Below are 12,859 nucleotides of genomic sequence, written 5' to 3'. Positions count from 1 at the left end.
TATACATTATTAACTCAAGCATACCCAGCAGAATTTTCCAGCCTATTGAGATGGGAACTGTAAACAAATTACTTCACACTTTGCCACAAATGTTCTGAGTCCTTATCAATCATGTTCAAATCTGCTTTCAACTTCAGCAGATAATAGTTCCCGCGCCCTTGCAATTCGTGAGCGTACAGTACCAATCGGACAGCCCATTATCTGAGCAATTTCTTCATATGACAAATCATTGATTTCGAAAAGAATAATTGGTTGACGCAAATTAGGTGGCAACTGATCAATTGCTTCGCCCAGCACATCAATCAACTCGCGGTTTAATAATTGTTTTTCAGGTGTCTGATAGTCGGACAAATGTTCGAGAACATCAACTTCTTCCCCATTCTCATCCACTATTTCAGTAATCATTTGCGGTTCGCGTCCATATACAGCAATCATAGACTTAGCCGTATTCATCCCAATACAGCATAACCAAGTATAAAACTGACTACTAGCCCGAAACTGAGGTAACGCTTTGTAGGCTTTGAGAAAGGTTTCCTGTACCACATCCAACGTAATCTGATCGTCATGAGTAAAACGACGCAGAAAATGCTTTAATCGACGCTGATATTTGCTCACCAGCAAACTGAAAATCTGCGCATCACCCTGCTGAGCCTTACGCACCAACACCTGTTCTTCCACCTGTGGGGTACGGTTTTCATGCATATAGTTATCCTCTAATTTTATTGTTATTGCATCAATCGACAGCTGAGTCTGCGTAGCTGAATTATTATTTTTCCAACTTAAAGCCTAATAGGCAAATCCTGCATCAAAGGCATCCAGCCATCAGCAACACCTACGTTAGCGGCAACAGCCACATTAATCACAGCAATACAATGATTATCGGCATCACACAATACTGGCCAGACAGCACGCATAAAAGGAGGAATTTTCCGTTCCTGTAATAATTTTTTAACCTTTTTTCTACCTCCTTTTAAAACAATTGTATCCTGAACATCGACCTGACGAACTGTCCATTCGTCAGCAATTTCCACCAAACCAAAATTATGACATCTCCATTCTAAATAACCAGCCTTCATCAGTTGCATGCTGCTTACCGGCAGCAAATCAAACCAAGGCCATTGAGCTGATGCATGCTTTTTATTTATCCACAGCCTGAAATCATAATAGATTACACAAGCGTATGGTAAAGACCATTGTGCACCATTTTTGCTTTCCATCAACTGTCTTGCAAATTCTGTCAGTGAAGCTGAAGTAGACATGCCAAGACCATTTTTCTGAGCAAAAAGACGCAATTGCTGCCGGCGCCGTGCTGCGCTGAGTGTTTGCCACAACGAAATATCAAAACCCTGTTGCTGTGCATGCAACAGTGCCCAATCAGCTTCAGCCACCTCATCCAGCAACGCCAGCTCATCCTGCAAACGACTAACAGCAGCTTCAACTTGATTATCCATATATGGCAAATGGGCACGCCAGTATGGCAAACCATCCAGACGTAGCCAGTTGCGCAGATAGATGCAGTTGCGGTTACTGTCGTCTTCTATATGCTCAAGCTGCATCGCTTCAGCATAATTCTTCAGCTGCTCGCGCGAAAAAGGCAACAGTGGCCGCCATAGAATAGTGTGCTCTGTTAATGCCCGCACGTCCGGCATCGCAGCCAGAGAACGCAGACCGCCGCCACGTAGTGCGCCTAGAAAAAAAGTTTCAATCTGGTCATCACGATGATGTGCCAGCACCACCACTTCCGCTCCACTTTCTGCATAGGCCTGATAACGCGCCTTACGAGCCGCAGCTTCCACACCCTCACCGCTGGCACTGACCGTTACCTTAACCAGCTTTAGTGGAACAGACCAAGTTGCGCAGACCTTCTGACAAAAAGCAGCCCACTCATCAGCATGGCTACTTAAGCCATGATGCACATGAATAGCAGACAATTGCAACGGCAGTACATTACGCAACTGAGTCAGCGCATGCAGCAATACCACAGAATCCAGACCACCACTAAGGCCAACAGTCAAAATACAACGGTCAGCCACAGAGGCTGACCATTGTTGTGCAATATTGTCACATAAACGGACACATAAATTATTTAGCGTTGAACTGACCATAATGCATCAGGCGGTCAAAGCGACGGGTAAGTAAACTCGACAACTGCTTGCCTTTGGCCTCTTCTAACTGGCTAGTCAGTACCGCTTTCACCCGTTGCATAATTTCCGGATAATTGCGATGCGCTCCACCCAAAGGCTCTTCAATCACCTTATCAATCAATTTCAGCTCTAGCAGGCGTTTGGCAGTAATGCCAAGTGCCTGTGCTGCTTCCGGTGCTTTTTCCGCAGTTTTCCACAGAATTGAAGCACAGCCCTCCGGTGAGATCACAGAATAGGTAGAAAATTGAAGCATATTTACATAATCGCCTACAGCTATAGCCAGCGCACCACCAGAGCCACCCTCGCCAATAATCGTACAAATTACCGGCACCTTTAGTCGTGCCAGCTCATATAGATTGCGTCCGATTGCTTCAGATTGGCCACGTTCTTCTGCACCAATACCCGGATAAGCACCAGGGGTATCGATAAATGTCAGCAAGGGGATCTTGAATTTTTCCGCCAGCTTCATTAACCGCAATGCCTTACGATAACCTTCCGGTTTAGGCATGCCGAAATTACGGCGAATTTTTTCCTTAGTATCACGGCCTTTCTGATGGCCGATTACCATAACACTTTCTCCATTGAAGCGCGCCAGACCGCCCACTATTGCAGCATCATCAGCAAAAGCACGGTCACCATGCAGCTCTTCAAAGTCAGTACACAGTGCCTCAATATAATCTAAAGTATAAGGACGCTGCGCATGGCGTGATACCTGCGAAATCTGTACCGGCGACAGCTTGGCAAAAAGATTCTTGGTTAAATCATCGCTTTTCTTTTTTAGGCGCGCGATTTCTTCGGAAATATCCACAGCCGATTCATCCTGCACAAAGCGAAGCTCATCAATTTTCTGTACCAATTCGGCTATAGGTTGTTCAAAATCCAAAAAAATCTGTTTCATTGTTAAGATATCCGCAAAAACACGTGGCAGCTATGATACGCGAAGAAATGAAGCAATGCAGCCCTAAAAATTAAAAAGCTGTAAACACAGCCACAAAAATCAAACATAAATATATGATTTTATAAATTATTATCAAAAATACAAAACCATATATCAAGCTTTACCATCGACCACAAACATCGCATTTAGAAAAAATTTAACCATAAACAGCAATAGTTTAATCAAATAATACCAATCAGAATGCCAAAAAAATAAATCTCTTGCAATACACAAATCCACAACGGTATATCTACAACAAATATACATTAACAGCTTGCCAAGACTGGGTTTTACCTACTAAAATTAGCGATTTTCTGTTGTCTTGGCAGAATAAAATTACTTCGATTTTTCACTAAGGAATAAACTATGGTAGTTATCCGTTTGGCCCGCGGTGGTTCTAAACACCGTCCTTTCTATAACATCGTCGTAGCTGACTCTCACAACCGTCGTGATGGCCGCTTCATCGAGCGCGTTGGTTTTTACAACCCTGTTGCCAATGAAAAACAGGAACGTGTACGTCTAAGCACAGACCGTCTGAACCACTGGATTGGTCAAGGCGCGCAGCTGAGCGAAGCTGTAGCCAAACTGGTTAAAGAACAGAAGGCTGCGGCCTAATTAAGCAGTAAAGCAAATGAACAGTACACAGCCACAATGGGTGGCAATGGGCTATATTAAAGGTGTATTTGGCGTAAAGGGCTGGGTAAAAGTCCATTCCGATACCGAATATACCGACAGCCTGCTTGACTATCCGCAATGGCAGCTGAGCAAAGATGGCCAAACCAAAACTGTAAGCATTGCCGAAAGCAAAATCAGCGGTGATGAATTACAAGTACGGTTTGACGGTATCAACGATCGTGACAGCGCAGCCTTACTGTGCGGTTTCACCATTGAAATAGACCGTGCCAGCTTTGCAGAAACCGAAGAAGATGAGTATTACTGGACAGACCTAATAGGCCTAACCGTATTTAACCGTACACAGGAAAACCTTGGTACTGTCAGTTCATTAATGCAAACCGGTGCACATGACGTACTGGTAGTAGACGGCGATTTTGGCCGTAAACTGATTCCTTTTGTCGCACAATACATTGATGAAGTAAATCTGCCACAACAGCAGATGAGTGTAGATTGGGGCAGCGACTACTGATGCACATTCAGGCCATTACCCTGTTTCCGGAAATGTTTACTGCTCTTACAGGCAGCGGCGTTACCGGACGTGCATTGCAGCAGGGAATCTGGCAGTTTGCTGCAATCAATCCGCGGCAGTTTGCTGACAATCCGCTGGGCTATATTGATGACCGCCCTTACGGTGGTGGCCCGGGCATGATTATGATGGCACCGCCTTTACAGGCCGCCATTGATATGGCTCGAAAGACCAGCCCTGAAGGACGGCTGATTTATATGAGTCCACAGGGTAAACCTCTGACTCACACACAAGCAGCCAGTCTGGCCGATGAATCGGCACTGATTGTACTGTGTGGCCGATACGAAGGCATTGATGAACGTATTCTCACCAGCAACAAAGTGACCGAAATCAGCATTGGCGACTTTGTGGTATCCGGCGGAGAATTACCAGCCATGATGTTAATGGACGCTGTTATCCGGCTGCTGCCAGGTACATTAGGTGATGCACGCTCAGCAGCAGAAGATTCATTTGCCACTGGTTTACTTGATTGCCCACACTACACGCGTCCGGTTGAATTTCGTCAACAGACCGTGCCCGATGTATTACGCAGTGGCAATCATGCATTAATCGCCCAATGGCGATTAACACAGGCGCTTAGGCGCACTTGGACACGTCGACCAGATTTACTGGCCGGCCGTGTATTAACCCCAGAGGAATCCAGACTCTTGCAAAATATCAGACAAGAGGAACGGGACATCCCATTATAATTAGGAAGCTTAATATGAACTTGATTCAACAATTAGAGCAGGAAGAAATCGCTCGTTTGAATAAAGAAATCCCGGCCTTCGCGCCAGGTGATACCGTGGTTGTTTCTGTACGCGTTACCGAAGGTAGCCGTACCCGTCTGCAAGCCTATGAAGGCATTGTGATTGCTCGTCGCAACCGTGGCCTGAACAGCAACTTCATCGTACGTAAAATCTCCAGCGGTGAAGGTGTGGAACGTACATTCCAGTTATACTCTCCAGCCGTTGAAAAAATCGAAGTTAAACGCCGTGGTGATGTACGCCGTGCCAAACTGTATTACCTGCGTGGCTTAACCGGTAAAGCTGCCCGCATTCGTGAAAAACTGCCGGCTCGCAAAGCCTAAGCAGTATACACAACACATTAACTGCTTAAAGCAGTTTAATACTAAGGCCGAATCTGTTGATTCGGCCTTTTTCTTAGCTCATTCAGTACTTCTTCACATTTATCATGCCGACCATGGCAAATACATACAAATCATATACATTTGCCATCAAAAAAACATACTCAGATTTAGCCTATTGCCATCCACCCTACGTCGAATTAACACTCAGTAAAAATAAAAAATACCAAACCTTATTGCAGATTCAGTCCATTATTCAGTCGGCTAATTTAAACAGCGGCAAAAGTTGAAAAATGTTAAAATTACACGATTTTTGTCTGTTTCATCTTAATCAGCTTTGTACTTTGCCCTAAGGAAGCGCACTAATGAGCCAGTCCCTGAGTTATCGCGATGCCGGTGTTGATATTGATGCTGGCGATTCGCTGGTCGAAAAAATTAAACCTTTTGCCAAACGCACCATGCGTCCTGAAGTATTGGGTGATTTGGGCGGCTTTGGAGCTTTGGTGGAAATCAGCAAGAAGTACCGTCAGCCAGTACTGGTTTCTGGAACTGATGGCGTCGGTACCAAGCTAAAACTGGCTTTCGAATGGGATCAGCACGACACTGTTGGCATCGATCTGGTTGCAATGAGCGTGAACGATATTTTGGTACAGGGTGCAGAACCTCTGTTTTTTCTGGATTATTTCGCCTGCGGCAAACTGGATGTAGAACGAGCAGCCGCAGTAATTAAAGGTATTGCTTCTGGTTGTGAACAATCTGGCTGTGCCTTGATTGGTGGAGAAACTGCCGAAATGCCGGGTATGTATCCCGATGGTGAGTATGATCTAGCAGGATTTGCTGTAGGAGTAGTGGAAAAAGAACAGGTTATCAATGGACGCAGTATTGCTGCTGGTGATATTGTGCTGGGGCTGGCCTCCAATGGCATCCATTCTAATGGTTACTCGCTGGTACGCAAAATCATTGAACGCGCTCGTCCAGAATTAGACGCCCCGTTTGCAGACGGCCAAACCCTGAGGCAAGCGATCATTGCACCAACCCGCTTATACGTCAAACCTATTCTTGCAGCGTTGAAACAATTTACCATCAAAGGTATGGCACACATCACCGGCGGTGGCATCAGTGAAAATGTACCGCGCATACTGCCAGATAATACCGTTGCCGCCATCGATACCCAGTCGTGGCCACTGCCCAAACTATTTCAATGGTTGCAACAGGCCGGACAAGTGGACAGCCAGGAAATGTACCGTACATTCAACTGCGGCATCGGCATGGTATTGGTAGTGAATGCTGCTGATGCTGCTGCGGTGCAACAATTTCTACAGCAGCAAGGCGAAACGGTTTACGAGATAGGTGTGATACGTAGTCGTCAGAATGATGAACATCAGACACAGATAAGCTAAAAGTTTATATCAGACACATCCTTAAAAAATTAAATTATTTTTAATTGAGCTAAAGCTATTTACTGCATAAATGTAGTTGATGGCTTTTATTTTAAGTCTATTAAACAGATTCACTATTATGTTTAGAGTAATAGCATTAATCATATTATTATTACTATCATCTCTGAGCAATGCCAATAATCTAGGATTTAAAACTTTAACTTTATCAGATATCGATAAAAGAAGAGAAATAAACATCTTTGTAATCTATCCTACTAATTCTGATTCAAAGCCAATTTTATTTGCTGATAGTTCGGTATTTTCAGGTTTTTATGCAATAGAAAATGCCAAACCTATAAACAATACATATCCTTTATTAGTGATATCCCATGGATATGGTGGTAATTGGCGCAACTTAAGCTGGATAGCTTCAAATCTTGCCAAACTAGGATATATTGTTGCTTTAATTGAACATCCAGACATGTCTAAATATAGTAAAACCCCGAAACAAGCTGCACAATTATGGCAAAGACCAATCGATTTACAACGTACTATTACTTTTTTGCAAGAAAATCCTGATTTTGCCGGAAAAGTAGACAACAATAATATCTCATTACTGGGGCACTCTTTAGGTGGTTGGACAGTGATGGTCGCTGGCGGTGCTAATTTTAACGTTGCACAGTTTCTTGAGGACTGTCGTATAACTAAGGCTCAGCACGAATGTGAACTAAGTGAAGCGTTAGGGATAAGATCAGATAAGCAATCAGCGTTCAACTATCTGTATGACCCAAGAGTGAAAAAGATTATTGCACTAGATACGGGATTTGCTCGGGGGCTGACTAAATCAAGTCTGAAGAATTTAACCATCCCTACATTAATTATCGGTGCTAAAATCAATATTGGTGACCTACCCGTTGAAATGGAATCAGGTTATCTGGCTGAAAATTTGCCTGTAACCAAATATATTCTGCTTAAAGATGCCATGCATTTCAGTTTCATACAAGAATGTAAAAAAGATGCTTTCAGTATTTTGCCTGAAAAGGATAAAATTATTTGCAAAGATGGATATGGCGTTAGCAGAAAAAATATTCACACCATTATTCTAAAATATATAAAAGAATTTTTAGATGTAAACTAAAAAAGATTTTTTATTAAATAACCCATTTCTATGAAATTAGCTTAAATATTACTGTTAACAAAACATATTTAGCTATTCAAATCCTAATGCTGGTGAAATAATGGTTTAATCCTTTTTACGTAACCCTTTTTTAAGGATGGTTGCTTTATTACTAGGTACATTTAATAGTACTAAAGTGACACAAGAGGCTATAGCCCTGCTCTGGTAAAAATAGCGGTATGTCACAATGCTAGCTTGGCAAATTTGTCTGCAAAGATGATAGCTTCGGTGAATTTAAACGAATTTGAAGATATGATATAAAAAAGACGTTTTTAATAACGCCTTTTATGTCATTGGAATTAAAACTAATTAGCTTATTTTTTATAACCGTTAATATTTAAAACAATTAGTGGTCATAAACTAATTTTTAAAAATAAAACTAAAGCTCGATTTGCTTGAACACTTAATAAATTACAATCTAATAATATAATTACATACTGTATAGCAATCAGAGATAATCATTCCGCTACAACCGCTGGAAGCAACCGTTCAATCCATTGGCGCAGTACAATCAGCTTACCGTGAAAAAAGTGGCCGGAACCGGGTATGACCACTACCGGTAAATTCTGGGCTTCAGCCCAGTTCATACTATTCTGCAACGGCACCACTTCGTCTTTCTCACCATGAATCAGCAAGGTTGTGGCCGAATTATAAGCATCTGGTACATCAACTGTATACATCCCGATTGCAGGACCCAACAGCAGTAAGGCATCTGGGCGGGCAGTCAGAGCACTGAATAAGGCCACATAGCCACCAAAAGAGAAACCTGATAATACCAGTTTAGTCACCTCGGGATGCTGTGTACGTGCAAAATCCACTACAGCTAAACAGTCTGCTACTTCGCCACGGCCATAGTCGTGCTCGCCATCGCTATTGCCTACACCGCGCAGATTGGGCAGATAACAATGAAAACCCAGTGTGGTTAGTGCTTTGGCAGCAGTTTGCACAACTTTGTTGGTATTTAATCCGCCCTGCAACGGATTGGGATGATTAATCACCGCTACACCCCGTGCTGTACCTTGTGCCGGCAAATAAATGGTTTCCAGTCTGCCAACCGGCCCATTAATCCAGATATTGGGTTGTTGCTTTAGCATCTGTTTTACTCACTACTTTCGGGTTTATCTAATAATAAACGGGTAACAACACGGTCGTTGGCCAGTTCTTCATCCAGAATTTCCTGTAAATCAGTTTCATCCACATAGGTATACCACCGCCCTTGTGGATACAATACCATGACTGGCCCTTCATCACAGCGGCCAAGACATCCAGCACTACTGATGCGCAGTTTGCCCACACCCATCAGTCCCATGGCTTTGGCGTGGCCTTTCAGGTAATCTACTGCATCAGCACCAACGTTATCATCGCCACAGCTTTGGCGACAAGGATTGTCGCGCCGGTTGGTGCAGACAAACAAATGTTTGGCATAAAAACTCACATCTTTTCCTTTAATCTGCCTGTTCACGCTGGCTATTTGTATAAGTGAGCCAGTGTGGGTTATTCATCATTAAATGTTAGTGGACGGCTGGGGTTTTCCTGTTGTGCTTTAATCGCGGCCAGCATGGCGGGTAACGCAAGATTAAAACGGTCTGCCCGCTGTTGAGCACGTTTTTTTAATTTGCTCCACTCACGCATAGAAGGTGGCTGCTGAAAAGCAAGTACAGCAATATTGCCGTGGGTTTCTGCCGGTACCATTAGCACTCGGTTTTCGAACACTTCACATAAGCGACGCACGAAAGTATGAAAACGCTTGTCCCCCTGCCACCAGTTGGTGACAAATATACCGTTTTCACTAAGTGCCTGCCGACAATCTGCGAAAAATGGTTCGGCAACCAAACTATCGATAATCTGCTCACCATCGAAGCCATCTACTAGGATAATATCAGTATTGCCGCGCAATACTTTGACGTATTCCGCACCATCATCCTCAATAATCTCAAAATTATCGCCTTCATACGGCAGCTCAAACATACTGCGAGCAATGCTGATTACCTGTGGATTAATGTCTACTGCTGTCTGTCGGGTTTCAGGCAGATAGGCATCTATCCAACGTGCAAACGACCCTCCACCAAGACCAATCTGAGTAATATGCTGTGGCAATTCATCTACAAACAATAGCCACGCCATCATGGCACGGCTATAAGACAATACGAGCTCAGCAGGATAATCCACATTCATTGAACTTTGTATGGTGGGTGTACCTAAATGCAGAGAGCGTATATTACCTGATTCGGATATACCCACTTCCGGTAATTCATGGCGTGCGGGACGTAAACGGCGATAAGGATGTTGTGGCATAGCGTTTTCCATCATCAGATAACAAATAGGAGGCTTGTTGATACAAGATCAGTAATGGTTTGCTGAAACATAAGCAGATTAAATAGAATTGAACATTATGCTACCCGCTTCATTCTGTGGACGCTGAACTAGCATTAAGCTGACAGCAAAGCTGAATAAATCCATAATCACAGCCTCATTAATCAGACTGGATGCGCAGTGTTATGGTGAGTCCGTTCTAGCAGGTATTATATAGGTATGGCGGACTTTGTGTTTTATAATATGGTATTTATTTCATGTCGTTGCTTGAGCATTGAATAAGATTTGTTAAAACCCTAATTTATCAATCCTATGCTAACATATTTAGCGTATCACCTTAGGTTTAAGGTTAAAGTATTTTCCGTTGCTACCGTTATGAATCTAGCAAGTAACGCATGCATTAGCTTATCAGGGTTTTATCACTCTATTATTTTTAACAGAAATGCTAATGAATTTTCTGTTGATTTCACCTGCATTTGCTGAATATCAAAGATAATAAACTTCTTCAAACGCTTTCAGCTATTCTCAATCCAAATTAAACCATAGAAAAAACCTGCTACATCTAATTTGCAACAGGTTTTTTTAATGTAGTTATCGGTTTTAGTACTGGCAGAATCCCTGTTCATGTATCACAGCCAGAATATCATCACGTTTAAAGCGTTTACGTGATAGTTTATCGGCTACCTGCTTAGTAAATGAATCAATGCGCTGGTTACTATCGCGTTGTCCATAATAGGTTTCGACAATGTCATCATATGCTGCAAAATTCTGAAGATTGAATTCATCCTGATATTGATTTTCAAAAGAACGAAGTGGCAGTGGCATCCGCGGTTTGACCTGTGTCCGTTTCTCTGGCACACCAACTTGCAACCCGACTAGAGGAAAAGTCAGCTTCGGCAGCTTCAGCATCTGAATAATGGGACGGATATCGTTCTGAATGCTACCCAAATAGACGCTGCCCAGCCCCATACTTTCAGCAGCAATAACCACGTTCTGAGCCGCAATCAGCGTATCTTCCATGCCCTGAATAAATAGATCAGTACTACTTAAGCCATCGTCAGCTAGGCCAAGCTGAGCTCGAATGCGATGATTACGATACATATCCACTACGAAAACCAGTAAGTCCCCGTTTGCGCCCGCATAATCCAGATGGCAAATAGTGCGAATCTGTTCACGCAAATGGCTATCGGTAACCCGGATAATGGAGCATTGCTGTAAAAATTCGGATGTAGGTGCAAAGCGTGCTGCCTCCATCAGACGGGTATATTGTTCATCAGTCAGTGTTTGATCTTTGAAACTGCGTACAGTACGCCGTTGTAACAATAATTCTTCTGTGGCAGAAATATTCATTAGTTCCCCTTAGCATGATTGGTAGTTAAGTACAGAATGAAGGACAATCTGTCTGGACTCTGAAAAGAGAAAACCGATAGTAAAGTATTACTGGCACACTATTAATATCAATCCTGTTAAAATATTATTTCCTATTAAGAAATTCAGAACGGTTTTTTACACTCAAAAAGAGAATTTAGTTAACAAAGATAAGCACTTTCTGCTTTCTACCAACTTTGTAGTCATATAAGCTGCAATAAAAAATAGGTTTCAGCCAATGTGTCAAAAACTAACCTAGACATCTAAACTGGATATTATTGCAAAAGGGCAGCTTTTGGCTGCCCTTTAATTTGTTTATTGTCCGGCAAGTAAATGCAGTGCTTCCTGATATTTAGCCAATGTTTTAGCGATAATCTCTGGCGGTATGTGCGGAGCAGGAGGCTGCTTGTTCCACCCAGATGCGACCAGCCAATCACGAATAAACTGTTTATCAAAAGAGGGCGGATTGGTGCCTACCTGATAATTTTCCACTGACCAGAAACGACTAGAATCTGGTGTGAGCACTTCATCCATCAACGTTAAAGCACCATTTTCATCCACACCAAACTCAAATTTGGTATCTGCAATGATAATGCCTTTACTTCTGGCATAGGCTGCAGCTTCAGTATACAGCTCAATCGCTTTAGTGCTGACCTGCTTAGTGAGCTCTTCGCCCAGTAGTGAAATACATTCTGCCAGAGTGATGTTCTCATCATGGTCTCCAACAGCCGCCTTGCTGGACGGAGTAAAAATCACTTGCGGCAACGCTTCAGCCTCAAGCAGACCAGCAGGTAGTTTAATACCACATACGGCGCCTGTTCGCTGGTAATCACGCCAACCGCTACCAGAGAGATAGCCTCTGACAATCGCTTCAATTTTCAATGGTGTTAGTTTTTTTACTACCACTGCCCTTTTGGCCAATTTTTCTGCTTCTTGGTGTGGCAATACATCATAAACCGTCTCACCGGTAAAGTGATTGGGCATGATATGCTTCAGTTTATTAAACCAGAAATTTGAAATCTGAGTAAGAATTTCACCTTTTCCTGTTATAGGTTCAGGTAAAATTACATCAAAAGCAGATAAGCGATCTGTCGCCACCATCAGCATACGCTGCGCGTCAATCTCATATAAATCGCGTACTTTACCCGAATATATTTTTTTCAGTCCCAGCTCAGTCATCTTTCATTCCCATGCAGCAGTTTATTGCTAATATATTAATATCTGTGCAAATGCATATCCTTGTGCTAAGGTAGACATTGTGAAACAGATGTTAG

The 12,859-nt window shown here is 42.8% G+C and carries 14 protein-coding genes; 6 read left to right on the top strand and 8 right to left on the bottom strand.

The window, feature by feature from the left end:
• Window positions 1–105: 105 nt before the first annotated feature.
• The 3 genes from J3U67_RS06330 to J3U67_RS06320 form a co-directional block, all read right to left on the bottom strand.
• Window positions 106–702 carry a sigma-70 family RNA polymerase sigma factor gene (locus J3U67_RS06330; protein ID WP_100140310.1) on the bottom strand — a complete coding sequence of 199 codons (597 nt, stop codon included), beginning with the start codon at window positions 700–702 and terminating at the stop codon, window positions 106–108.
• 77 nt (window positions 703–779) lie between these two features.
• On the bottom strand, window positions 780–2,105 hold the full coding sequence (gene tilS / locus J3U67_RS06325; protein ID WP_267404327.1) for a tRNA lysidine(34) synthetase TilS: 1,326 nt from the start codon (window positions 2,103–2,105) through the stop codon (window positions 780–782).
• Complete coding sequence (locus J3U67_RS06320; RefSeq protein ID WP_100140312.1) at window positions 2,083–3,042, bottom strand: acetyl-CoA carboxylase carboxyltransferase subunit alpha; 960 nt, start codon at window positions 3,040–3,042, stop codon at window positions 2,083–2,085. Before J3U67_RS06320 ends, tilS begins: the two co-directional genes overlap by 23 nt.
• A gap of 405 nt (window positions 3,043–3,447) precedes the next feature.
• Between J3U67_RS06320 and rpsP the strand changes: the two genes are divergently transcribed.
• The 6 genes from rpsP (at window position 3,448) to J3U67_RS06290 (ending at window position 7,865) form a co-directional block, all read left to right on the top strand.
• Entirely contained in the window at window positions 3,448–3,696 is a 249-nt protein-coding gene (gene rpsP / locus J3U67_RS06315) for a 30S ribosomal protein S16 (RefSeq protein WP_100140313.1), read from the top strand.
• Window positions 3,697–3,712: 16 nt separating this feature from the next.
• Window positions 3,713–4,225, top strand: coding sequence for a ribosome maturation factor RimM (rimM, locus tag J3U67_RS06310; protein WP_267404325.1), 513 nt, complete (start codon window positions 3,713–3,715; stop codon window positions 4,223–4,225).
• Window positions 4,225–4,971 carry a tRNA (guanosine(37)-N1)-methyltransferase TrmD gene (trmD, locus tag J3U67_RS06305; protein ID WP_267404323.1) on the top strand — a complete coding sequence of 249 codons (747 nt, stop codon included), beginning with the start codon at window positions 4,225–4,227 and terminating at the stop codon, window positions 4,969–4,971. Before rimM ends, trmD begins: the two co-directional genes overlap by 1 nt.
• A gap of 14 nt (window positions 4,972–4,985) precedes the next feature.
• A complete protein-coding gene (rplS, locus tag J3U67_RS06300; protein ID WP_025331156.1) occupies window positions 4,986–5,351 on the top strand; it encodes a 50S ribosomal protein L19 in 366 nt (121 codons plus the stop codon).
• A gap of 362 nt (window positions 5,352–5,713) precedes the next feature.
• Window positions 5,714–6,748 (top strand): phosphoribosylformylglycinamidine cyclo-ligase, encoded by a 1,035-nt coding sequence (gene purM / locus J3U67_RS06295; protein ID WP_267404321.1) that lies wholly within the window; start codon window positions 5,714–5,716, stop codon window positions 6,746–6,748.
• A 118-nt stretch (window positions 6,749–6,866) separates the two neighbouring features.
• Window positions 6,867–7,865, top strand: a complete 999-nt coding sequence (locus J3U67_RS06290; RefSeq protein ID WP_267404319.1) for an alpha/beta hydrolase family protein — start codon at window positions 6,867–6,869, stop codon at window positions 7,863–7,865.
• Window positions 7,866–8,362: 497 nt separating this feature from the next.
• Here J3U67_RS06290 and J3U67_RS06285 read toward each other — a convergent pair whose 3' ends face one another.
• From J3U67_RS06285 to J3U67_RS06265, 5 genes are all read right to left on the bottom strand, one after another.
• Window positions 8,363–8,998, bottom strand: a complete 636-nt coding sequence (locus J3U67_RS06285; protein WP_267404317.1) for an alpha/beta hydrolase — start codon at window positions 8,996–8,998, stop codon at window positions 8,363–8,365.
• A gap of 5 nt (window positions 8,999–9,003) precedes the next feature.
• A complete protein-coding gene (locus J3U67_RS06280; protein WP_100157224.1) occupies window positions 9,004–9,339 on the bottom strand; it encodes a (2Fe-2S) ferredoxin domain-containing protein in 336 nt (111 codons plus the stop codon).
• A gap of 59 nt (window positions 9,340–9,398) precedes the next feature.
• Window positions 9,399–10,199, bottom strand: coding sequence for a polyamine aminopropyltransferase (locus J3U67_RS06275; RefSeq protein ID WP_267404314.1), 801 nt, complete (start codon window positions 10,197–10,199; stop codon window positions 9,399–9,401).
• 618 nt (window positions 10,200–10,817) lie between these two features.
• Window positions 10,818–11,567, bottom strand: a complete 750-nt coding sequence (locus J3U67_RS06270) for an NADPH-dependent oxidoreductase (RefSeq protein WP_267404312.1) — start codon at window positions 11,565–11,567, stop codon at window positions 10,818–10,820.
• 333 nt (window positions 11,568–11,900) lie between these two features.
• Window positions 11,901–12,764: a phosphoribosylaminoimidazolesuccinocarboxamide synthase gene (locus J3U67_RS06265; RefSeq protein WP_267404310.1), complete on the bottom strand. Its 864-nt coding sequence runs from the start codon at window positions 12,762–12,764 to the stop codon at window positions 11,901–11,903.
• Window positions 12,765–12,859: the final 95 nt, after the last annotated feature.

Source organism: Snodgrassella sp. B3837 (genome assembly GCF_026535955.1).
Classification (GTDB): domain Bacteria; phylum Pseudomonadota; class Gammaproteobacteria; order Burkholderiales; family Neisseriaceae; genus Snodgrassella; species Snodgrassella alvi_E.
Note: the sequence above shows the minus strand (reverse complement) of the source record. Positions and strands in the feature narration are given on the sequence as shown.